The 23,267-nt window shown below is 57.8% G+C and carries 20 protein-coding genes and 4 tRNA genes; 1 reads left to right on the plus strand and 23 read right to left on the minus strand.

What is annotated here, in order from left to right; genetic code table 11:
- The first annotated feature begins 2 nt into the window (after positions 1 to 2).
- Positions 3 to 1,199 (plus strand): protoheme IX biogenesis protein HemY, encoded by a 1,197-nt coding sequence (gene hemY / locus DXX3274_RS20665; protein ID WP_042861445.1) that lies wholly within the window; start codon positions 3 to 5, stop codon positions 1,197 to 1,199.
- 633 nt (positions 1,200 to 1,832) lie between these two features.
- Here hemY and DXX3274_RS20670 read toward each other — a convergent pair.
- The 23 genes from DXX3274_RS20670 to rho form a co-directional block, all read right to left on the minus strand.
- Positions 1,833 to 2,993: a M20 peptidase aminoacylase family protein gene (locus DXX3274_RS20670; RefSeq protein ID WP_042861448.1), complete on the minus strand. Its 1,161-nt coding sequence runs from the start codon at positions 2,991 to 2,993 to the stop codon at positions 1,833 to 1,835.
- A gap of 80 nt (positions 2,994 to 3,073) precedes the next feature.
- Positions 3,074 to 3,835, minus strand: coding sequence for an amino acid ABC transporter ATP-binding protein (locus DXX3274_RS20675; RefSeq protein ID WP_042861450.1), 762 nt, complete (start codon positions 3,833 to 3,835; stop codon positions 3,074 to 3,076).
- A 9-nt stretch (positions 3,836 to 3,844) separates the two neighbouring features.
- Positions 3,845 to 4,516 carry an amino acid ABC transporter permease gene (locus DXX3274_RS20680; protein WP_024107639.1) on the minus strand — a complete coding sequence of 224 codons (672 nt, stop codon included), beginning with the start codon at positions 4,514 to 4,516 and terminating at the stop codon, positions 3,845 to 3,847.
- Positions 4,517 to 4,588: 72 nt separating this feature from the next.
- Positions 4,589 to 5,368, minus strand: a complete 780-nt coding sequence (locus DXX3274_RS20685; protein ID WP_042861453.1) for an amino acid ABC transporter substrate-binding protein — start codon at positions 5,366 to 5,368, stop codon at positions 4,589 to 4,591.
- 13 nt (positions 5,369 to 5,381) lie between these two features.
- Positions 5,382 to 5,906: a GNAT family N-acetyltransferase gene (locus DXX3274_RS20690; RefSeq protein WP_042862250.1), complete on the minus strand. Its 525-nt coding sequence runs from the start codon at positions 5,904 to 5,906 to the stop codon at positions 5,382 to 5,384.
- Between the two features lie 10 nt (positions 5,907 to 5,916).
- Positions 5,917 to 7,281, minus strand: coding sequence for an adenylosuccinate lyase (gene purB / locus DXX3274_RS20695; protein ID WP_042861454.1), 1,365 nt, complete (start codon positions 7,279 to 7,281; stop codon positions 5,917 to 5,919).
- A gap of 357 nt (positions 7,282 to 7,638) precedes the next feature.
- Entirely contained in the window at positions 7,639 to 7,974 is a 336-nt protein-coding gene (locus DXX3274_RS20700) for a nuclear transport factor 2 family protein (RefSeq protein ID WP_038920502.1), read from the minus strand.
- Between the two features lie 143 nt (positions 7,975 to 8,117).
- Positions 8,118 to 8,194: transfer RNA gene (locus DXX3274_RS20705), tRNA-Pro, on the minus strand.
- Positions 8,195 to 8,234: 40 nt separating this feature from the next.
- Positions 8,235 to 8,320: transfer RNA gene (locus tag DXX3274_RS20710), tRNA-Leu, on the minus strand.
- A 20-nt stretch (positions 8,321 to 8,340) separates the two neighbouring features.
- A tRNA-His gene (locus tag DXX3274_RS20715) sits at positions 8,341 to 8,416 on the minus strand.
- A gap of 82 nt (positions 8,417 to 8,498) precedes the next feature.
- Positions 8,499 to 8,575: transfer RNA gene (locus tag DXX3274_RS20720), tRNA-Arg, on the minus strand.
- Positions 8,576 to 8,721: 146 nt separating this feature from the next.
- Complete coding sequence (locus tag DXX3274_RS20725; RefSeq protein WP_042861455.1) at positions 8,722 to 10,116, minus strand: amino acid permease; 1,395 nt, start codon at positions 10,114 to 10,116, stop codon at positions 8,722 to 8,724.
- A gap of 311 nt (positions 10,117 to 10,427) precedes the next feature.
- Entirely contained in the window at positions 10,428 to 11,180 is a 753-nt protein-coding gene (gene wecG, locus DXX3274_RS20730; RefSeq protein ID WP_042861456.1) for a lipopolysaccharide N-acetylmannosaminouronosyltransferase, read from the minus strand.
- A complete protein-coding gene (wzyE, locus tag DXX3274_RS20735) occupies positions 11,177 to 12,517 on the minus strand; it encodes an ECA oligosaccharide polymerase (protein WP_042861457.1) in 1,341 nt (446 codons plus the stop codon). Before wzyE ends, wecG begins: the two co-directional genes overlap by 4 nt.
- Entirely contained in the window at positions 12,510 to 13,595 is a 1,086-nt protein-coding gene (locus tag DXX3274_RS20740; protein ID WP_042861458.1) for a TDP-N-acetylfucosamine:lipid II N-acetylfucosaminyltransferase, read from the minus strand. Before DXX3274_RS20740 ends, wzyE begins: the two co-directional genes overlap by 8 nt.
- A complete protein-coding gene (wzxE, locus tag DXX3274_RS20745) occupies positions 13,592 to 14,842 on the minus strand; it encodes a lipid III flippase WzxE (protein WP_042861459.1) in 1,251 nt (416 codons plus the stop codon). Before wzxE ends, DXX3274_RS20740 begins: the two co-directional genes overlap by 4 nt.
- Positions 14,842 to 15,972 (minus strand): dTDP-4-amino-4,6-dideoxygalactose transaminase, encoded by a 1,131-nt coding sequence (gene rffA / locus DXX3274_RS20750; protein WP_042861460.1) that lies wholly within the window; start codon positions 15,970 to 15,972, stop codon positions 14,842 to 14,844. Before rffA ends, wzxE begins: the two co-directional genes overlap by 1 nt.
- 34 nt (positions 15,973 to 16,006) lie before the next feature.
- Positions 16,007 to 16,711: a dTDP-4-amino-4,6-dideoxy-D-galactose acyltransferase gene (rffC, locus tag DXX3274_RS20755; protein ID WP_042861462.1), complete on the minus strand. Its 705-nt coding sequence runs from the start codon at positions 16,709 to 16,711 to the stop codon at positions 16,007 to 16,009.
- Between the two features lie 47 nt (positions 16,712 to 16,758).
- Positions 16,759 to 18,024: a UDP-N-acetyl-D-mannosamine dehydrogenase gene (gene wecC / locus DXX3274_RS20760; RefSeq protein WP_042861463.1), complete on the minus strand. Its 1,266-nt coding sequence runs from the start codon at positions 18,022 to 18,024 to the stop codon at positions 16,759 to 16,761.
- The gene (gene wecB / locus DXX3274_RS20765; RefSeq protein ID WP_042861464.1) at positions 18,021 to 19,151 is read right to left on the minus strand and encodes a non-hydrolyzing UDP-N-acetylglucosamine 2-epimerase; all 1,131 of its coding nucleotides are present in this window, start codon (positions 19,149 to 19,151) and stop codon (positions 18,021 to 18,023) included. The genes wecC and wecB overlap by 4 nt, the downstream gene beginning before the upstream one ends.
- A 98-nt stretch (positions 19,152 to 19,249) precedes the next feature.
- The gene (gene wzzE / locus DXX3274_RS20770; RefSeq protein WP_042861465.1) at positions 19,250 to 20,281 is read right to left on the minus strand and encodes an ECA polysaccharide chain length modulation protein; all 1,032 of its coding nucleotides are present in this window, start codon (positions 20,279 to 20,281) and stop codon (positions 19,250 to 19,252) included.
- Positions 20,282 to 20,365: 84 nt separating this feature from the next.
- On the minus strand, positions 20,366 to 21,439 hold the full coding sequence (gene wecA / locus DXX3274_RS20775; RefSeq protein ID WP_042861466.1) for a UDP-N-acetylglucosamine--undecaprenyl-phosphate N-acetylglucosaminephosphotransferase: 1,074 nt from the start codon (positions 21,437 to 21,439) through the stop codon (positions 20,366 to 20,368).
- 223 nt (positions 21,440 to 21,662) lie between these two features.
- Positions 21,663 to 22,922, minus strand: coding sequence for a transcription termination factor Rho (gene rho / locus DXX3274_RS20780; RefSeq protein ID WP_012886501.1), 1,260 nt, complete (start codon positions 22,920 to 22,922; stop codon positions 21,663 to 21,665).
- Between the last annotated feature and the right edge of the window lie 345 nt (positions 22,923 to 23,267).

The following is a 23,267-nucleotide window of genomic DNA, read 5'->3' on the forward strand; positions in this document are numbered from 1 at the left end:
ACATGCTGAAGGTATTTCTGCTGTTTGTGGTGCTGATCGCCGGCATTGTGGTGGGGCCGATGCTGGCCGGCCATCAGGGTTACGTGCTGATTCAGACCGACAATTACAACATTGAAACCAGCGTCACCGGGCTGGTGATCATGCTGGTGTTGTTTCTGCTGGCGTTTCTGGCAGTGGAATGGCTGCTACGGCGAGTGTTCCGCACCGGCGCCCGCACCCGCGGCTGGTTCATCGGCCGTAAACGCACCCGGGCGCGTCAGCAGACCAAAGCAGCGCTGTTGAAACTGACCGAAGGCGACTATCTGCAGGTAGAAAAACTGCTGACCCGCAATGCCGACCACGCGGAGCAGCCGGTGGTGAACTACCTGCTGGCGGCGGAAGCAGCCCAGCAGCGCGGCGACGAGTTCCGTACCCGGCAATATCTGGAGCGGGCGGCGGAAATCGCCGACACTCATCAACTGCCGGTGGATATCACCCGCGTGCGCATTCAACTGGCCCGTAACGAAGACCACGCCGCCCGCCACGGCGTAGACCGTTTGCTGGAAGTGGCGCCGCGCCACCCGGAAGTCCTGCGTCTGGCGGAACAGGCCTTCCTGCGTACCCACGCCTACAGTGCGTTGCTGGATATCCTGCCCGCCATGCGTAAAACCCGGCTGCATGACGAATCCCATCTGGATGAATTGCAACAGCGCGCCACCATCGGCCTGATGGATCAGGCGATGGCGGAAGGCGGTAGCGAAGGGTTGAAACAGTGGTGGAAAAATCAGCCGCGTAAAGTTCGTCAGGCGCTGCCGATGCAGGTGGCAATGGCCGAACGGCTGATTGTGTGCGACGACCACATCACCGCACAGGACATCATTGTCGACGGGCTGAAGCAGCAGTTTGACTACCGGCTGGTGCAGTTGATCCCCCGGCTCAATGCCGGTCAGCCGGAACCGCTGGAAAAACTGTTGCGTCAGCGTCTGAAACAGCACAGCGATGACGCGCTGCTGCACAGTACGCTGGGGCAGTTACTGGCTAAGCATGGCGAATGGCAACAGGCCAGCGATGCCTTCGCCGCCGCACTGGCGCTGCGACCAGACGCCTATGACTACGCCTGGTGCGCCGACGCGTTTGATCGGCTGAAGCGCCCCGAAGACGCGGCCCGCATGCGGCGTGATGGTTTGTTATTGACGCTGCAACCGCCCCACGACGCCTGACCGGTTCGGACCGGCGCGCTCCAGCGCCGGTCTTCCTCTCCCTGATGACACTATCTGATAACGCTATGATTTGGCTGGATAATGGCGAAAAAAAACGCTTGCCGACCAGCGACAAGCGTGCAATAAAAATCAGGTCTGAAAGACAACTTTAAGGTGCCCCACTCAACGTTACGTCCAACAGTGATGAAGCAGCACTTCATCAATAATCGGACGTTAGGCACCGTAAATGGCTCTGCGTCATTCCCAGGTTTATGAAGCCGAAGCAAACATAGAAGGTGGAATGAGCATCTACATCTCCAATAAAGCATGAATGATGCCAACTTCACAAAAAACCAGAAATAAAAATATTAACCATTGATAAATAAAGAATTAAACATAAAGCACCGTTTGATTCCGGCATAACTAACCTGCTGAAAAGTCAGGCATTCCTCACCGATACTGTCGCTAATCAGAGACGCCACCAACACCGCCATCTATATTCTTTAAAATTCAATTAGTTATATGTCTCTTTTTGACGACACAAATACCCCCGAACTGTCGCCGAAAAGCCACAAATCGCCTTTCGCTGACGATTCAAAGCAAACGGCCACGGATAACCGTGGCCGTTGTCATGGATAAGGTGCTGACGGGTAATCAGGCGGTCTGCGACAGCTGTTCCAGGCTCTGCTTCGCCAGCTGATACAGATAGTGCGCAGTGGGGAACAGCGCACTATCATCCACCCGGAATTTGGGGTGATGCAGCGCGTAAGGGCCGCCAGAACCCACCATCATAAAGGTGCCCGGCAGCTTCTGCTGGTAGAACGCAAAGTCTTCGCCGATGGGGCTGGCTTCGACGCGACGCGCCTCAAACCCTTCGTCATCAGCAACCTGCAGCGCGAAGTCCACCCAACGCGGCGTGTTCACTACCGATGGCGGCCCGGCGTGCCAGATAAACTCGATTTCCGCGCCAAAGGCGCCGGCGATACCGGCCACAATCTGACGGAAACGCTGTTCAATCAGGTCGCGCACCGCCTGACTGAAGGTACGCACCGTTCCTTCTACGTAGGCGGTATCCGGAATCACGTTCCAGGTGCTACCGCTGTGCACCTGGGTGATCGACACCACCGCATTGTTATCGGACGGCACGGTACGGCTAATAATGGTCTGCACCGCGGAAATCAACTGCCCCAGAATAATGATCGGATCATTGCCTTCGTGCGGCTTGGCGGCGTGACAGCCTTTGGCGGCAATCTTGATTTCGAAACGGTCCACCCCGGCGGTCAGCGCGCCGTCTTTGCCGCCAATCACGCCGACCGGCAGCGTTGGGTCGTTATGAATGCCAAAAATGGCGGTCGCACCGTCCAGCGCGCCGACTGCGATCACCTCCGGCGCGCCCAGCCCGGTCTCTTCAGCCGCCTGAAACAGAATACGCACGGTGCCTTTCAGTTCCGGTTCGATACGTTTGAGCAGAATCGCCGCGCCCAGCGCCGCCGAAGAATGGAAATCATGCCCGCAGGCGTGCATCACGCCGGCATTTTTCGAACTGAATTCGACGCCCGACTCTTCTTCAATCGGCAGAGCGTCGATGTCGGAACGCACCACCACCAGCGGGCCGTCCTGCAGACCGCCCACTTCCGCCACCAGACCGGTTTTCAGCGGCAGTTCAAGGATGCGAATCCCCTCTTTTTCCAGCACGGCGCGAATTTTCCGCGTGGTTTCAAATTCCTGATTAGACAGCTCGGGATGCTGATGCAGATCGTGCCGGAACGCCTGAATAAACTGCGCCAATGGCTCATGCTGGGCATGCACTTTCATGTAAGGTCACTCCTCTTTTTTTCAGCCCTGTCTGGCAGGGCGGCCCGACAAATCGAGCCTGCAGGTGAATACGTTATCGATCAGATATCGAACTCTGATGGTTCCTGAATGTTAGTCAGCTGTCGCAGGAAGCGGCGGGTCTGCGGGTTGTCGGAGAAACTGATCACTTTCTCCGCCGGCCCTTGTTCCACGATGTGTCCGTCGGCCATGAAGATCACCCGATCCGCCACTTCTTTGGCGAACTGCATCTCATGGGTCACGATCACCATGGTGGTGTTTTGCCCCGCCAGTTTCTGGATAACCTGCAGCACTTCATGCACGCGCTCCGGGTCAAGCGCCGAGGTCGGCTCATCAAACAGGATCGCCTTCGGATCCACCGCCAGCGCACGGGCGATACTGACGCGCTGCTGTTGGCCGCCGGACAACGTCACCGGGTACTGATGCGCCTGCGGCAGCAACCCCACCAGCTCCAGCAGCGACAGCCCAATCTCGTCCGCCTGCTTTTTCGGCATCTTCTTCACCACAATCAGGGCTTCGGTGATGTTTTCCAGCGCGGTCTTGTTCTTGAACAGGTTGTAATTCTGGAACACCATCGCCGTCTGACGTCTGAGCGCATACTCTTCCTTGCCGGTATAGCGGCTGGTATCCAGCGACTGATCGCCGATGGTAATGATGCCGGACTCTGGCCTTTCCAGCAGATTCAGGCAACGCAACAGGGTGGACTTGCCTGAGCCGGACGGCCCGATGATCGCCACCACCTCGCCCTGGGCGATATCCAGACTGATATTGTTCAGCACCACCTGGTCGCCAAAACGTTTAGTCAGATTTTTTACGCTAATCATGTCCGCTCCTTAACGCTGCCGTGAATGGCTCAGTTTCTTCTCCAGTTGCGACTGCAGCCAGGAGTAAACCATGATGAGCAGCCAGTAAATCAGCCCCACCACCAGGAAGGTTTCGAAGAAACGCAGCGATTCGGCGGCGATCATCTTGCCTTCGGCAAACAGTTCCGAGACGCCGAGCGCAAAGGCTACCGAGGTGTCTTTGATCAACGAAATAAAGGTGTTGCCGGTAGCAGGCAACGCATTGAGCATCGCCTGCGGCAACACGATGCGGCGGTAAATCTGCGCCTTGTTCATCCCTACCGACAGGCCGGCTTCCGTTTGCCCGAAATCCACCGACGCCAGCGCCGCGCGGAAAATCTCCGCCATATAAGCCGAGTTTTTCAGGCTGAAGCCGATAATCGCCGCCGTCATGGCGGACAGGCCGTTAAGCGACGGAAACAGCTGCGGCAATCCGAAATAGATGATGAACAACTGAACCAGCGACGGAATACCGCGAAACAGCGAGATGTAGAGTTCCACCAGTTTCGCCACCACAACGAACCGGCTCTCGCGGACCAGCGCCAGCATCAGTCCCAGCACGATGGCAAACAGCATCGACACCACCGCCAGCAACAGCGTGGTGGGCAAGTACATCAACACCTGGGGAAAAACTTTCAGCAGGTAGGAAAGATCGATATTCATGGGCCATACCATTAACACTGACGCCAGCCGCGAATCAGGCTGGCGTCACAGGAGTTGAGCGAGCAGGCAGGGTTATTTTCCCGCCGTGATGTCCTCGCCGAAATATTTGACGGACAGGGCTTTCAGTCGGCCATCACTGCGCATTTTGTTCAATTCGTCATCAAACTTCTTACGCAGTTCGTCGCCTTTCTGATCTTTATGGAACGGGAACCCAACCTGCTCCACCACCAGCGGCTCACCCACCAGCTTGAACGGCAGGTTGCGCTTGTTGATTTCCGCCAGCAGGATCGGACGGGAGTTGATGTAACCTTCAACGCGTTTGGCCAGCGCATCGCTCATGGCGCCATCGCGGGTTTCATAGGTACGAATGTTGACGCTGCCGTCGGCAAAGGCTTTTTTCAGGTTGTTGACGTGGTTGGAACCCAGCACGCCCGCCACGGTTTTGCCTTTCAGGTCATCCAGCGTATTGATGTTGGCGTTGTCTTTATGCGTGACGATCTGGCTGCCGTAGTAGCTGTACGGCTGGGAGAAACTGTATTTCTCCTGGCGCGCCGGGGTAATCGCCACCACGTTGGCGATGGTGTCCAGCTTGCTGGCTTCCAACTGCCCCATCAGGCCGCTGAAATCCGCCGTCACCCATTCGACTTTATAATTCAGATCTTTGGCGATGGTTTCCGCCACTTCCACATCAAACCCGACCAGCTTGTTGTCCTGCTTGAATGAACTCGGGTAGCTCTGCCCGGTGGCGCCGATGCGCAGCACCTTCTCACCGTTGTTCTGAGAATCGCAACCTGCCGCCAGAATGACCGCAGACAAAGCTAATACAGGGAGGATAATTTTTTTCATAGTCATCGAATAACGCCTCTTAGGGGTGTTTCTTTTCCCAGTGATGATAAAGGTCCTGATCCAGGACTTTTCGCATGTAAATAGTGAGATGTCCTTTCCCTAAATCCGCCTGGCCGACTTCCTGAAAGCCATATTTTCGGTACATATCCAGCAACCAGGGATGCTGTTTAGCGGTGCCCAGCGTCACGGCGGGCGCTTTTAGCTGCTCTTGCAGCACCGCCTGTTCCAGCCAGTCCAGCATCTGTTTGCCCAGACCCTGTTGTTTGAAGTCCGGATGGGTGGCGAACCAGCCGATGTGCGGTAACCCGTACGGACCGGGATTCGGCCCCCACGGATAACGAATGGTGACCGACGCGGCCAGACACCCGTCTTTCTCCATCACATACACGCCGTTGCTGCGCAGATGACGGCGCACCATGTCGATGTCGGCGTAGGCGGCGTCAAACTTGATGCCCAGCTCGCGCACCGGCGCATAAGCGGCCAGCGCCAGCGCCAGAAACGCTTCATCGTCCGCAGAGGTAGCCTGGCGAAATACGGTACTCATGGCGTCACCGTCACTCAGCCAGCAGGCCGGTGTCATCCGCGTACCGGATAACCTCATCGACTTTCTGCGGCGCGCTGCCGACGTAGTTCGCCGGATCCAGCCAGGCATCCAGCGCATCCGCCGTCAGGTGCTGCGTCAGAACCGGATGCTCCAGCAGCAACGCTTTGAACTCGCGGTTCTGCTCAAATGCCGCCATTGAGCACTCGTACACCAGGTGGTGGGCCGTCTGCTTGCCGAGCAGCTTGCCGATTTCAAACATCACCTTTTCCGACAGCAGCAGGCCGTTTTGCAAATCCAGATTGGCGCGCATCTGCTTTTCGTTCACCGACATGCCGCGCAGGATGCCAAGCGCGTTCTGCAACTGTGCCGACAGATAGATGTTGATTTCCGGCAGCGCGATCCACTCCGCACGCCAGCTCATGGCGTCACGCTCGTGTTCGACTTTCATCGATTCATGGATCAACGACGCACTCTTGAACAGCGGCGCCGTCAGGCTGGCCAGCCCTTCCAGCGCGGCCGGATTACGTTTGTGCGGCATGGTGGTGGAACCGATCTTCCCTTCGGAAAACGGTTCCTCGATTTCGTTGATTTCGGTACGCATCAGGTTGTACAGCTCGTTGCCGATTTTACCGAGCGTACCGCTGATCAGCACCGTCACCGACGCGTATTCCGAGAAACGGTCGCGGGCGGACTGCCAGCCGATATTCGGGGTATTCAGACCCAGACGGGTCAGGGTGTGGCGTTCGATTTCCGGCCCCAGCTCGCCAAAAGAGGCGTAGGTGCCGATGGCGCCGTTGATGTTGCCTACCAGCACCCGGTCGCGGATTTCATTCAGGCGTTGCAGGTGGCGCACGAACTCATCCAGCCATACCGCCAGCTTGAAACCAAAGGTGGTCGGTAACGCCTGCATGCCGTGGGTACGACCGGTCATCAGCGTATGCTGGTGTTTCTTCGCCAGTCGTTTCAGTTCGATAGCCACCAGACGGGTGTCGCGCACCACAATGTCGAATGCCTGACGCAGCTGCAATACCGTGGCGGTATCCACCACATCCTGCGTGGTCACGCCATAATGGATGTATTCGCCGGCTTCGCCGCACTGTTTCTGGATGGCGGCGATGGTCGGCATCAGGGAATGCTTCATGCGCACCGCATCCTGGGCGATCTCTTCAATATTCAGTGCGCTGGCGTTGGCGTGGGAAGCAATGGTGCTGGCCGCGTCCTGCGGGATGACACCCAGATCGCCTTCTGCCAGCGCCAACGCGATTTCCACGTCAACCTGGCGGGTCAGGCGATTCTGCTCTGACCATACGGTGCGCATTTCTGGTGTGCCAAAGTTATTTCCAATAAGAAGAAAATCAATCAGATGTGATGCCATAACTCACTCGTTTACATTGTAATAATGGGGGAAAGAGAGGCGGGTCAAGACGACGCTGTTGTTTGTTGGCGACTATATCACTGGCGATATTCCCGCCTATATACCCGATCGATCTAAGATATTCTTTATTGTTTTATGATTTCGCTCACAATTACTTCATCCGAAACGATGCAATCCGTCTAATTTCTGTCGGGTTACTATTTAGGCTGTCTTGTACCCAATGCAGATGTACAAACTGCGTCACTCGCATACGGCACGGTATAGGGCCGTGGTTCCGGCGGATGGCTACGGTAAAAAAGACCGCCTCAGCGGTCTGTTCTTTGTTTATACGCGGTCACCACCGCCGTATTCGCATAATTACGCAAAATAGAACCATGCCGTCGTAATCAATCCGTCTTTGACTTCAAACACCGCAATACTTTCGATCGGTTCGGGTTCAATGCCGTAAATCTTTTCATGATCAAAAACATGGTTGCCCAACACCGTGCGGGATACCAGTTCGGCACGCAACGCCGGGTTATTGAACCGATGGTCGCGATAGAAGGTTTCCAGCGCGGCTTTGCCCAGCATGGCCGGTGTTTCGGATGGCATGCGGTAAGCCCGGAAATCCTCATGGAAACAGGCGGCAAAGGCGTCCAGATCGTGGGCGTTGTAGGCGGCAAACTGTTTTTCAACCGGATCGATGACCGACATATTAAATCTCCATTTAAATGCAAATAAAACGAATAAAAATTCAATTAAGGAGATACACCAGTCGGGTGTAGAAAGCAAATCAGGCGGGAAAAGCCATAAAAAAAACGGCAGTCCATTTGGACTGCCGCTTCTTAAGAATAGGATGGTCGGCGAGAGAGGATTCGAACCTCCGACCCACTGGTCCCAAACCAGTTGCGCTACCAAGCTGCGCTACTCGCCGATCCCGATTTAGAACACGTACACAACTACCATTGTTTGTGTGGTGCGAAGAGAGGGACTTGAACCCTCACGTCCGAAGGACACTAACACCTGAAGCTAGCGCGTCTACCAATTCCGCCACCTTCGCATATCACAAACTTTAAAATTTGGGGTGGCTAATGGGACTCGAACCCACGACAACTGGAATCACAATCCAGGGCTCTACCAACTGAGCTATAGCCACCATATACCACTGCTTTACTACGTATTCCGGTACTCAATTTACGGGGTAATAAGTACCTCCGCAGCTCCCGCGCCCAATTTAATGGCGCGCCCGACAGGATTCGAACCTGAGACCTCTGCCTCCGGAGGGCAGCGCTCTATCCAGCTGAGCTACGGGCGCGTAGCGCCGTTGCGGGTGGGGATAGTACGGATTTAATATAGGCCTGTCCAGTGCTTTTTCACAGAAATGATGCGTTTGCTTATGCTTTGCTCATTTGCGGTCAAAACCCGGTTCAATCCGCCGTCACCACCCGCAGTTAGCCGCGATTACTCGGTTTCCGTTTGCATTTCCGGCTGTTTTTTACCTAGCCCCAGCACAACGTAAAACAGGCTGACCGCAGCCAGGAAAATACCGCCGACCACCAGCGACATGCGCGTGTCTTCGTTGATGTACATCCCGACCAGCACGCAGACCAGAAACGCCATCGTCAGGTAGTTCACCCACGGGAACAGGATCGACTTAAACGGATGACTGGCGAGCGCCGCCTGATGCTGCTGACGGAAACGCAGCTGGCTTATCAGCACCACAAACCAGGGAATCATACCCGGCAGTACGCTGGCGCTATACACGTACACGAACACTTTTTCCGGATTGGGGATAATGTAATTCAGCGCCGAACCGGCCACCAAACACAGGATGGACACCGTCACCCCAACAGCCGGCACGCCGCCCGCCGTCACCCGGCCCAGCGCCGCCGGCAACTGGCGGTTGTTGGCCAGCGAATAGAGCATACGCCCGCAGCTGTACATACCGCTGTTGCAACCAGACAGCGCCGCCGTCAGCACCACGAAGTTGATGATGCCCGCCGCCGCGGTAATGCCGATTTTGGCGAAAGTCAGCACGAACGGGCTGCCGGACGTACCAATCTCATTCCACGGGAAAATGGTCACAATCACGAAAATGGCGCCGACATAGAAAATCAGGATACGCCACAGGATGTTGTTGATCGCCCGTTTCAGCGTCACCTGCGGATTGCGGGCTTCACCGGCGGTAATGCCGACCAGCTCCACCCCCTGATAGGAGGCCACGACCAGACAGAGCGCAAACAGCAGCCCTTTCCAGCCGCCGGCCAGGAAACCGCCATGTTCGGTCAGGTTAACAAAACCGGTGGCCTGACCGTGGTTGCCGATGCCGAAGAAAATGATGCCGACGCCCACCACAATCATCACCACAATGGTGGTTATCTTGATCATCGAGAACCAGAACTCAATTTCACCATACAGCCGTACCGCCGCCAGATTGGCCGCCGCCACCAGCGCAACCGCGCCGATCGCCGGAATCCACTGCGGCAAGGTCGGGAACCAGTACTGCACATACACGCCGATGGCGGTAATTTCCGAAATGCCGACCGCCATCCACATGAACCAGTAACCCCACGCCGTGAGATAGCCGAAGAACGGACTCAGGTAATTGTGGGCGTAAACCGCGAACGAACCGGTCACCGGCTCCAAAAACAGCATTTCCCCCATCGACCGCATGATGAAGAACACAAAAATGCCTGCCACGATATAGGCCAGCAGCACGGACGGCCCGGCCCATTTCAGGGCGCTGGCCGCCCCCATGAACAAGCCCACGCCGATGGTGCCGCCCAGCGCGATAAGCTCGATATGTCGCGCTTCCAGCCCACGGTGGAGCTTGTCCTGTTTTTCTGTATTTGCCATATAACCTCTGTCTTCAATAGATCCTTTTTACGCCGGCATCAAAAGCGTTATTGTTTTATACCCGCCATGCTTCACATAGGTATACCGGCTCTCTCCCGGCAAGGCATTACCGTTCCCCGACCGGAAAAACGGCCGAGAAGATACCGCAATGCAAACCGGATTCCTACCCTTCCTGTACCCGGACATGATGAAATAAACAGCGCAGACAGACCTTGATCACAACGATAAAGCGATAAAAAAGTGGTACGACGAGCAGCAAGCGCGGGCCGAGCCGCCGCCGTCATGCGAGGTGACGCCGTGTTGAAACGCGTCTAGAGTCTGCCGCCGAAATGCCAGGCCAGATAGCGCAACAGTTTGAACTGACGGCGAAAACGGCTGGGCTGCGTCAACAAGCGGTACAACCATTCCACCCCGTAGCGCCGCCACGCCGGCGGAGCGCGTTTGACCTGTCCGGTAAACACATCGTACGTGCCGCCTACGCCCATGTAGAGCGCGGCGGGATACAGCCGGCGACAATCGCGCATCAATAATTCCTGCCGCGGCGACCCCAGCGCCACCGTCACCAGTTGCGCGCCGCTGTCGCGCACGCACTCCAATACCGCCTGACGCTGTTCCGGCGCAAAATAACCGTCCTGCGTGCCCACAATGTTGACCTGCCACTGTTCACGCAGCTTGCGTTCGGTCTCCGCCAGCACCGACGGCTTGCCGCCGAGCAGAAATACCGGCGTTCCCCGTTGCCCGGCGCGCTGCATCAGCGCCTCCCACAGATCGGCGCCGGCGATACGCTCCACCTGGGCGCCCGGATATTTGCGGCGAATGGAACACACCACGCTGATGCCATCGGCATAGTTGCAGTTGCCCTCCTGCAGCATCAGTTCACGCAGCGTCGCATCGCGATCGGCAGCCATCACCTTTTCGGCATTGATGGCAATCAGCGTTCCCGGATGCGGCGCGCCGCCCGCAAACAGCGCCGACACACACTGCTCCATATCCCGAAAACCCTGCACCGGGATGCCGCGAATACGGTACTGCGGAATAGGGTACTGCGGCCGTGCATCATTCATTCCGTTTCTCCTTGTGATGACGCGCGAACGGCAACCGCACCGGCGCGCAACAACAGCCAGTACAACAATTTGGCCGCCAGCAGGCAGGCAGCGAAAACCAGACAGAAAAACACCACCCGCGAGACAAACGCATCCAGCCCTTCACGCACCAGCACGATCAGGTTAAACACCGTGCCAAAGCAGAACGCCTGCAACACGGCGGACAGATAGCGGTTTTCCGCCTGCCGCCCGTAGCGGTAAAGGCCGTCAAACCCCTTGATGAGCAACCCGACCGCGACCGCGCCAGCCGGAATCAACAGCGGCCCGCCCATAATCAATAGCGAACCGAGCAAGGTCGGCGATATCGCCAGCCCGGCATGATAATTCAGCACTTCCCAGGTGAAATAGTTAGCGCTGTTCAGCACCAGCGCGGGTCGTTCCGGCCACAGCCAGGAAGGAATAAAGACATAAAAATCCCGCACGATGGGTGCCAGTCCCTGTAGCGTGATCTGGTCGAGATGTTGCCATAGCATGGCCAGATTTTCCCACGGCGAAAAGGTATCCCGCGTCAGGTACAAAAAGGTGTAGAACGCCTCTTCGCCCTTGACGTCCAGACCGTAGCGTTTGAGCGCCAGCCAGAACATCGCCACGATACCGGCGCAGCCTGCCGCCGCCAGCATCCACCAGGCGATCCAACCGCGTTGCAGGCCAATAAATAGAAACAGGGCGAAAGCGATAATGATATTGGCGCGGGTGCCGCCCACCAGCAGGTAGGTCAGCCCGCCAAACGCGACGGTCGTCAGCAAGAAAATCAGCCAGGCTCGCCGGGTCTGGTGCAGGAAATACCACATCAACATGGCGGGAATAAAGAAATAGAAGAAGCGCTTCAGGGCGACGCCGGCGACGTCGCGAGAGAAAATCTGGCTATAGGAACTGAGTTTGAACAGCAGCAGGCCATTGTTGGCGAAGAACACCGCTGCGGTCACCAGCGCCACCAGCGCCAGCAACCCACAGGTAAGAAGCGCTTCCAGCCGCGTCATGGTCAACGGCAACGAGCGCGGTACAGACGGCATAGACCGTAGCCGGGTTTTATAACTGACATAATAAATGACGTAAAACGCCGTGGCGGACAGCAGCGCCAGCAGCAGGTTCAGCGGCGAGGCCGTCTCCACCCCAAAGCGAAATGTCAGTAAGGCGGTCAACGGAAAGCCAAAATAGAATGTCAGCAGATACAGCAAGGAAAACAGCACGTTAAAGTTGAAACGCCACCGGCGGAACTCACGCCCGCTCAGCCACAACACCACGCCGCCGCCACCCAGCCAGACCAGCCACAACCCGAAAAACGCCCACTCAGTCATCGCCGTCTCCCGCCGCCAGTGACAACGCCTGCTGCCACCCTTGCTCATAACCGGGGCTGAAGAACGCTACCTGCTGGGTATCTATTCGCGCCAGTTGCTCGCGTGCGTCGCGCACCATCGCCTCGTTCAGCGTCTCCTCGCCAAGCAACACCGGCAGGCGCTGTTCCGCCAAATCCTGTCGGAACGGGTTATGACGACTGATAACGAACGGCACGCCCAGTTGAATCAACAAACACAGCGTGCCAATCCCCTGCTGGCGGTGAAACAGGAAGTAGCCGAGATCGCAGGTGCGCAACAACGCCAGATAGTCGTCGAACGCCAGTGACTCGCGCAAGACCCGGCAGCGCTCAGCGCCAAGCAACCCCAGCCCGTGCCGTGCCACCTGCTCAATGTAATCATGGTTGCCAGCCGGATAACCCATCGGCACGATCACCCGCACCTGCGCGCCAAACTGACGATGAATGGCGTCAAGCGCCGCCAGATGGCGGTTGCTGCGATCGCCGGAGTTGCCGACCAGAATGGTCAACGGCGCGTCCGGCGCTTTTTCATGCGGGCCCGCCGCGTGCGGGCTCATACGGGTGGGGAAATAGAGCAGCGACGTCGCCGCCGCCGGATAACGCCGCCGGAAATAGTCGATATCGCCGCGGGTGGCGAACACCCGCGCAACCCGTCGCTGCGCCAGTCGCCGCAGCCGGTAAAACCAGCGGTAGCGCCAGCCGCGGGCTTCCTCATACAAATCGGCCCCCCAGATGTGCCAGTAAGCCTGAGTCGTGCGGATACCGCCGCACAGCAACGCCAGCCACAGCCAGGGATTAAACTGGCCGTGAAAAAAGAAACGAGCCGACCGATCCTCACGCGCCAGCGCCACCACGGCGCGCGCCAGCGCTTTCTGGTCGGCAAAACACGCTATCTGCAACGCCGGATAGGTTTGCTCAACGAGATCAGCCGCCGAAACAACCATGAACCGCCGGACCTGATGCGGCGGCAGCGCCGGCGCCAGCGTATCGTTAAAAAAACGCAGCACCGTCTGGTTATGGTGGGGAATATCCGCCCCCAGGACATGAATAAGTGTGGTCATACTCGCCTGCAGTACAGAATGAAAACGCCGCAACACAACAGAAAATAGACCGCATAGGTTGCCAGATACGCCTGCGACGCGCCCAGCGCGCCATGCAATGGAATCAACCAACGGGCAAATCCGGTCAGCAGCAGGAACTGGCCGAGTTCAGCCAGCAAATAGAACCGCAGCGAGGCTCTGGCGACCACCAGATAACCAAAAACGTAAGCGCCTACTTTCAATACATCACCTGCCAACTGCCATGCAAACAGGTCACGCATCGCCGAAAACGCGCTGGAAAACAGTAAGTGAATCGCCACATCGCGCAACAGCCAGATAGCCACACCCGCCGCGGCAGCCACCGGCAACACAAACCGCAACGCGCTGAGAATCTCATGCCGGACCGCGCGTTTATCCTGCAGGCGCGCCAGCGCAGGCAACAAATAAACCGTGAATGACGCGGTAATGAACTGCAGCCAGGCATCGGAAATGGTGGTAACCCCCTGCCACACCCCCACTTCCTGCCAGGTGTAATGGGTCGCCAGTTGGTTTCGCATCATCACGTAGCCCACCGGCAGCGTGACGGCGGTGATCAACGTCATCAGACTGAAGCGGGTTAACTGACCAGCCAGCGGCCATGACCAGTCAGGTGTGAGCGCTCGCAAACCTAATGGCGTTCGTCGGAGCAACAGCACCAGCGCGGGTACGCACGCCAGCGCCGGCATCAGCGCCAATCCCACCAGCGCGCCGGTATACGCCCCAAGCCAAACGCTGACGCCATACGCCACGGCCCCCAGCAGACTGCCTGCCATGACGGCCAGCGCGTTGCCCCGCGCATCCTGATAACCTTTCAGGATCGCCAGCAGCAGGCTGGCGCCCGCAATGCCCAATTGCAGCCAGGCCAGCGCACGGATGGCAGGCTGGTAGGCGTCATCGCCAAACAGCAGGCGCGACAACGGCGCAGACAGCAGCCACAATGCCAGCGTCAGCAACAGCGAGCAGCCCATCGACAGCGATACCGCCGTCCCCAGCAACGGACTGGGACGGTCGGCATCCGGCGGCGCGGCGGCCACCGCACGGGTCACGCCGTTGGCGATGCCCGCTCCGGCCATCACGCCCAGCACGGTGATCAACTGGCGGTAGTTACCGGCCAGCCCGACGCCTTCCGGGCCGAACGTCACCGCCAGCAGTTTGATGACCGCCAGCCCCGCGCCGATTTTGACCAGCGTGGAAGCCGCCGTCCATAACGATGCACGCGCCAGCGACATCAGGAAAAGAAACTCAGCGCCGAATTGATTACGGTACGCTGGTTAAGGTCAGACAGGTTGTAGAACAGCGGCAGGCGTACCAAGCGCTCGCTTTCCCGCGTCGTGTGACGGTCTGCGCCGACAAAACGGCCAAATTGCCGGCCGGCCGGGCTGGAATGCAAAGGAATATAGTGGAACACCGTCAGGATCTCCGCTTCTTTCATATGGCGGATAAACGCCGAACGCTCCGCTTCATCCCGCAGGCGCAGGAAAAACAGGTGGCCGTTGTGACGGCAGTCCGCCGGAATCACCGGCAACGTCGCCCGGCCAGATGCCGCCAGCGGCGCGAACGCGCGCGCATAGTGTTGCCATAATTTCAGGCGCCGCTCATGAATACGCTGCGCCGCTTCCAGTTGTCCCCACAGGTAAGCCGCCTGAATATCCGCCATCAGATAACTGGAGCCGATGTCGCGCCAGGTGTACTTATCCGCCTGACCGCGAAAGAACTGGCTGCGGTTGGTGCCTTTCTCGCGGATAATCTCGGCTCTCTCCGCCAGTTCAGGGTCGTTGATCAGCGTAGCGCCGCCTTCGCCGCCCGCGGTGTAATTCTTGGTTTCGTGGAAACTGAAACAACCGATATGGCCGATTGCGCCCAGCGGCCGGTCCTGATAGTGCGACATCATCCCCTGCGCCGCATCTTCCACCACCAACAGCCCGTATTGCTGCGCCAGCGCCATGACCGCGTTCATATCGCAGCCCACCCCGGCGTAATGCACCACCACAATGGCGCGGGTCTTCCTGGTAATCGCGGCTTCGAGAAGATTTTCGTCAAGATTGAGGGTATCCGGCCGGATGTCGACAAACACGATGGTGGCGCCGCGCAGCACGAAGGCGTTGGCAGTGGAGACAAAGGTGTAACTCGGCATGATGACTTCGTCGCCGGGCTGGATGTTCAGCAACAACGCCGCCATTTCCAGCGACGCGGTGCAGGAAGGCGTCAGCAATACCTTGCAACTGCCCGAATAATGTTCCAGCCACTGCTGACAGCGACGGGTAAACGCGCCATCGCCGCTGAGCTTGCCGCTGCGCATCGCCGCCTGCATATACTCCAGTTCTGATCCCACCACCGGCGGCGAGTTAAAAGGAATCATGTCGTCACCTGCAGAAACATCATCGGTAGAACCATCATCGATAAAACCAGTAGGCGGTGCTCTCCACCCGTGCGCCGCTGCGCAGGTAGAGCCGTAATGCCGCCAGGTTGCTGGTCTGGGTCGCCACCGTCAGCCGACGAATGCCGCGCTGCTGACACCAGACCCGCGCCACCTGCATCAGCCGCTGACCAATCCCTTGCCCGGTCATGCCAGGCCAGGCGGACAACACGCCGATACGCGCGGTGCTGGGCGAAGTCTGGCGTAACGTCACGAACCCCTGCAACGGCGCGCCCTGACCGCCCATCACCAGACAGGCGTCGTCAAAGGTGCCATACACCGCTTTTTCCACCCACCGCGCATAGAAACGGCCGCAATCGTCCGGACCATACCACGGCGCCCGAAACCGGCTTAGTACAAAACTTTTTGTCGCCGCCGCGCGCAGCGCCGCAATATCCCCCGGCTCCGCCTCGCGCACGCCAACGGCGAACATGGCCCGGGCGGCAGGTACGACCGGCATACTGAAATCCACCTCGCCTTCCGCCAGCCGAAACCCCAGCGCCGACAACGCATCCGCCGTCGCCAGATCGCTGGCCGCCAGCTTGGCCTGGCATAACTCATAGCGATCCAGATCGGCGATGGTTAACGGCGGTGCGGTATCCTGGAAACTCAACCGTCCGCTGATACGCTGAAAAAAATCGCTTTCCCAGACCAGAGGTTCAATCTCAGCACAAACAGGCATAGGTCACTCCGGTTAACGCAGAATCCACAGCCGTCGCCACGCCGCCTTCACCGCCAGACGCCTTTGGTGTCCACCACCCAGCGTTGCGTCACCTGTTCAGGGGAAATCGCCCTGAACTGCCGGTGATCCACCAGCAGCACCAGGACATCCGCGTCGCTCAGCGCCCGCGTAATCTCCACCTGCTCGGCCTTTCCCTGCAAACCGGGCGGTAACTGCCGGATATGAGGCTCGACCACCCAGGTCGTCCCGGCATGCCATTCGGCTACCTGCCCGGCTATCGCCAGCGCCGGACTCTCGCGAAGGTCTTCCACATCGGGCTTGAACGCCAGCCCCAGACAGGCGATGCGCAAATCGCAGGCCCGTTTATTGCCCTGCGCCAGCGCATCCGCCACCATAATTTTCACCTGCTCCACCACCCAGCGGGGTTTATCGTCATTCACCTCGCGGGCGGTGCGAATCAGACGCGCCAGCTGCGGGTGCTGCGATACGATAAACCAGGGGTCGACCGCGATGCAGTGACCGCCCACGCCCGGCCCCGGTTGCAAAATATTGACGCGTGGATGGCGATTAGCCAGACGAATCAGCGCCCACACATCGATTTGCTGTTCGGCGCAAATCAACGACAACTCATTGGCGAACGCGATATTCACGTCCCTAAAGCTGTTTTCCGTCAGTTTGCACATTTCAGCGGTTCGCGAGTCCGTCATCGCACACCCGCCGTCAAGCAGGAAGAAGCGATACAGCTCGCTTGCCCGCGCCGCACAACGCGGCGTCATCCCGCCAATCACCCGCTCCTGGCTGAGCAATTCTTCCATGATGCGGCCGGGCAGTACCCGCTCCGGACAATAGGCAATGCGAATATCCGACGCCTCGCCGGCCTGCTGGGGAAAGCTCAGATCCGGCCGCGCCAGCGCCAGCCAGCCCGCCATCTGCTCCGTGGTGCCGACCGGCGACGTCGACTCCAGAATCACCAGATCCCCCGGTTTCAGCACCGGCGCCAGCGACAGAGCGGCGGCTTCCACCAACGAGACGTCAGGCTGATGGCCCGCCTTTAACGGGGTCGGCACCGCGATGAGAAAGGCCTCCGCCGACACCGGATGGCTGCCGGCCTGTAAATACCCTTGCGCCACCGCCGCCTGCACCGCCGGCGCCAATCCCGGCTCCGCAATATGAGTATGGCCCCGGTTGATGCTCTCCACCACGTGCGGGTTCACATCCACACCAAAAACAGACTGTTGCCGCGAGGCCAAAAGCGTAGCGGTCGGCAGGCCGATATACCCCAGGCCCAGCACACAAATGCGATTAAAACTCATGCGGTCACCCGGTGTTGTTTCAAAACGGAGAGAATTCGCTGGCTGGCTAACCCGTCGCCATAAGGGTTATGCGCATAGCTCATCGCCTGATAAACGGAAGCATCCGCCAGCAGTTGGGAGACTTCGCGGATAATCGTCGCGGTATCGGTTCCCACCAGCCGCACGGTGCCGGCGGCCAGCGCTTCCGGCCTTTCGGTCGTCTCCCGCATCACCAGCACGGGTTTTCCAAGCGAAGGCGCTTCTTCCTGAATCCCCCCCGAGTCCGTCAGGATCAGCCAGGCGCGGTTCATCAGATAGACGAAGGGCAAATAGTCCTGCGGCGTTATCAGAAACACGTTATCAATGCCGCTGAGAATACGCTGAACCGGCTCCAGTACGTTGGGATTGCGGTGTACCGGATAAACAATCTGAATATCCGGGTGATGGCGGGCAAGCGCCGCCAGCGCATTACAAATTCGCTCCATCCCGTCGCCAAAGCTTTCCCGCCGATGACTGGTGACCAGAATCATTTTTCGCTCCTGATCCAGAAAGGCATATTTTTCCTGCAACTGACCATGCAATACCGCATCGCGGGCGATCAAATCCCGAACCCAGAATAATGCGTCAATCACCGAATTGCCCGTCACCCAGATACGGGACGGCGGGACCTGCTCCCGCCGCAGGTTCTGTCGCGCATTGATCGTCGGCGCAAAATGATAGGTCGCCAGACGGCCGGTCAGCAGGCGATTCGCTTCCTCCGGCCAGGGCGCCGCCAGATTGCCGGTACGCAGGCCGGCTTCGACATGCGCTACCGGAATACGGTGGTAGAACGCCGCCAGACTGGTCATCAGGGTCGTGGTGGTATCACCGTGCACTAGCATCAGGTCAGGCCGGAACTGGCTCAGCACCGGCCCCAATCCAGAGAGGATACGGGCGGAAATCTCCACCAGCCCCTGATCCGGCTGCATCACATTGAGATCGTAGTCCGGCACAATCTCAAACAGACGCAGCACCTGATCAAGCATGTCACGGTGCTGCGCCGTCACACAGACTTTAGATTCGAAGAAAGCATCCTGAGCCATCGCCCGTATCACCGGCGCCATTTTTATCGCTTCAGGGCGAGTGCCAAAAACCGTCAAGACTTTCACTGATGACTCTCTTTCACTGATGACTCTCTTTATTCCGGTTTACCGCCACGGTAAAAAAACTTATTCATATCAATACAGTATGCGCCGTCATCGACCACTTAGCGGGAACGCCGCGCCAGCGCCACCCCGGCGCCGACCAACAGGCCGATGCTGCCCCACATCAGCAGCAGAAAACCGCGGCGCGGGCTGTCGCGCTGAACCGGCTCTTCCGGCGTATGCAGATAGCGGTAAGTCTGAAACCGGTCCGCCAGCGCAGGTCCGTTCTCAAGCATCGCCAGCGCCGCCCGCCGCGGCTCATAATCGGCGTCGAACGTCGGCCCGCTGGCCTTCAGCATGTCCAGACGCGCCTGCAACTGCGCGGTACCCTGTAAAAACCATTCCGAATCGGGCTGCAGCAGCGACGCCTCGCTTTTCGGCTGTACGATCCCCTGCTGGCGCGCAATAACGAGCGCCTGCGTCAAACGCTGAACTGTCCGGTCATAGACGGCTCGCGCCACCGTATCCTCGCGTTGCAGCCAGGCGCGCTCAAACCGGATGCGCGCCGCCCAGCTTCCGGCCAGACTCTGATTCAGATGAGTAACGGCCCGCTGGTTGGCGAACTGCACATATTGCCGCAACAGATTGCTGGCGTCTCGCGCGTTATCCGCGCCCAATTTGAGGGTATCGTTGGTTTTTTTGGCGTCATCGCGCGGCATAAACTGAATATCGTTGATCAGCGCGTCCAGCAGAACGGCATCCGCCTTGTCGTCGCCTTTCTGACGCTCGCGGTAATAAGGGGACTGCAACCAGAATTCACGCCGGGTATCGTAGGCGGCGGCCTGCATCGTGAATTCGGCATAGGCATCGGCCATGATGGCGTTGCCGTCCGGTACCATCGCCGCCGGCGCATCCAGCGAACGTAACCACTGCTGCTGCTCGAAGAACGTCGACAGCATAGCGGCCGTTGGTTTATCGGTCACCGCGGTGGTGCGCCATACCGGCTGCGCCAGCCAGGAATAAATCAACGCCAGCAGAGCAAACAGCGCCGCCGAACCGACAATCCAGATCTTGCCTTGCCACAGCGTCAGACAGAGCTGGCGAATATCCAGTTCATTATCCGGCGACGACTGAGGGGAGGTTTCCCGTTTCATTGCGCTCCCTGATTCGGTTTATTCACAATTCGATTTACCCACAACTCGATTTACCCACAACTCGGCTTACCCACACCACCCGGTTTACCCACAATAACGATGGCTGCGCCAATAACGCTGAATGCGCCGGACAACGCGCGCCACCCGCCACGCGCGTTTGATGCAGTAGCCGTAACCGCCGAACACCAGCAAAAACAGCGCCAGCATCACGTACTCAGGCACCGCCAGAAATTCGCCGGCTATCCCTATCGCCGCCAGCAGCGCGGCGACCAATGTAATCAGCAGACAAGCCTGGCGGGAAGTCAACCCTGCCCGCATGAGCAGATGATGGATATGCTGGCGATCCGGCGAGAACAGGCCTGTGCCTTTATGCAGCCGACGATAGACAATCGCCACCATATCCATCAGCGGAATAGCGATAACCCACAACGCCGTCACCGGCCTGATGGCATCAACCGGGCCCTGAGAGCTCTGCAACAGCAACCAGATCGCAGTAAAGCCGATCATGGTGCTGCCCGCATCCCCCATGAAGACTTTATAACGCCGCCCCATGAGCTCAAGATTCAACAGAATGTACGGCAAAATGGCGGCAATCATGGCGAAACTCCACAATGCCAGCGCCAGACTACCGTGGTGATACAGCAGGATGCCTAATCCGGCGAACAGCACGCAGGACAGCCCGCCCAGCAAACCATCAATGCCGTCCACCATGTTAAAGGCATTGATGGCCGTCCACACCACAAACAGCGTCATGAGATAACGCACCGGCCCCAGCCCGATATCCCAGAGCGGCCCGAAGATAAATCCCAGACGCTGTAGCATGAGGCCGGCCAGCGCCATCATCAGGATAGCCACGACCGCCTGTACCGCCGCCCGCACGCCAATGCTGATATCAAAGCGATCATCCAGCGCGCCAATCAGCACCAGCATACCCGAACACATCAGGTAAATCGGGAAATGGGGAATCGGTTCGGAAATGAGAACAGGCAGCAGACAGACGCCAATGTAAACAGAAATACCGCCAACCAGCGGTACCGCGCCATGATGATGTTTGCGATAGTTTGGCCGGTCAACCAGACCGGTTTTTCTCGCCACGTTGCGTGCCAGCAACAGAGAGAAGAAAGAGCACAAAAATACGGCGACCAATTGAGCACTCATCATGATTTATTCACGCTTAACAGTGCCTGAGAATACTACCGGGAATCACGCCAGCCGGTGTTAATTTACCAAATTTTTCAGAAAGTTCCTGCGCGTTCGGGTAACAAAACATGATGTTGTCCGGCCCCGACATCGCCAAAGATCGAAAGCGCAGGATACAACGCACAAAACAGAAACAAAAAACGCCACGATGTCGTGGCGTTTTCTTTAGAGACTCAACCGGTTACGACCGTTTCATCATATCGAAGAATTCGTCGTTGGTTTTGGTCATCGCCAGCTTGTTGATCAGGAACTCCATCGCATCGATCTCGCCCATCGGGTGGATGATTTTGCGTAGGATCCACATTTTCTGCAGTTCCTCGGAGGTGGTCAACAGCTCTTCCTTACGGGTACCGGAGCGGTTGTAGTCGATGGCCGGGAACACGCGCTTCTCGGCAATCTTACGAGACAGGTGCAGTTCCATGTTGCCGGTGCCCTTGAACTCTTCGTAAATCACTTCGTCCATCTTCGAACCGGTATCGATCAAGGCCGTGGCGATGATCGTCAGGCTGCCGCCTTCCTCAACGTTACGGGCCGCGCCGAAGAAGCGTTTCGGACGATGCAGGGCGTTGGCGTCGACACCACCGGTCAGCACCTTGCCGGAGGCCGGCACCACGGTGTTGTAAGCACGCGCCAGACGGGTGATGGAATCCAGCAGGATAATCACGTCTTTCTTGTGCTCGACCAGGCGCTTGGCTTTCTCGATCACCATTTCGGCGACCTGAACGTGACGGGAGGCCGGTTCGTCGAAGGTCGACGCCACCACTTCCCCTTTCACCAGACGCTGCATTTCCGTCACTTCTTCCGGACGTTCGTCAATCAGCAGCACCATCAGCACGCAGTCAGGATGGTTGTAAGCGATGCTCTGGGCGATGTTCTGCAGCAGCATGGTCTTACCGGCTTTCGGCGGCGCCACGATCAAGCCACGCTGACCACGGCCGATCGGCGAGGCCAGATCCAGTACCCGAGCCGTCAGGTCTTCGGTGGAACCGTTGCCGCGCTCCATACGCAGGCGCGAATTAGCGTGCAGCGGCGTCAGGTTTTCAAACAGAATTTTGCTGCGGGCGTTTTCCGGCTTGTCGTAGTTGACTTCGTTGACCTTCAACAGCGCGAAATAGCGTTCACCTTCTTTCGGCGGACGAATCTTACCGGAAATGGTGTCGCCAGTGCGGAGGTTGAAGCGTCGGATTTGGCTGGGAGAAACGTAGATGTCATCAGGGCCGGCGAGGTAGGAGCTGTCTGCGGAGCGGAGGAAACCAAAACCATCCTGCAATATTTCCAGCACGCCATCGCCAAAGATGTCTTCACCACTTTTCGCGTGCTGCTTGAGGATAGCGAAAATAATATCCTGTTTACGCATGCGAGCCAGATTCTCTAGCCCCATATTTTCGCCAAGAGTAATTAACTCAGACACTGGCGTATTTTTTAATTCGGTAAGATTCATAATGGTGGGTTCTTAAACTCGGGGTAAATCTCGAACTATTAACGTGAATGGTATGGCAGGAACATCCATGCCGCTTAACAGCCTTCAATCACCAGACATCCGTGTTGCTCAGGCTGAATCGCGCTGACTCTACGCATACACACGGCAAGAGATCGAAGACACCTTAAAACCAATTAATGTAAAACTATCAGATTGCCGGCCCGGAGACATACTAACGTGCTGTAGCGTAATGATTTCCGACCCTGACACGGGATAAAGCTTTAGATTCTAACTTCAGGCTCAAGCCTAAGGGCTCAAACTATAAGGTAAGTACGATATGCAGTATTGACGAATCTAGCACGCTTC

Source organism: Dickeya sp. NCPPB 3274 (assembly GCF_000406205.1).
Taxonomy (GTDB): domain Bacteria; phylum Pseudomonadota; class Gammaproteobacteria; order Enterobacterales; family Enterobacteriaceae; genus Dickeya; species Dickeya fangzhongdai.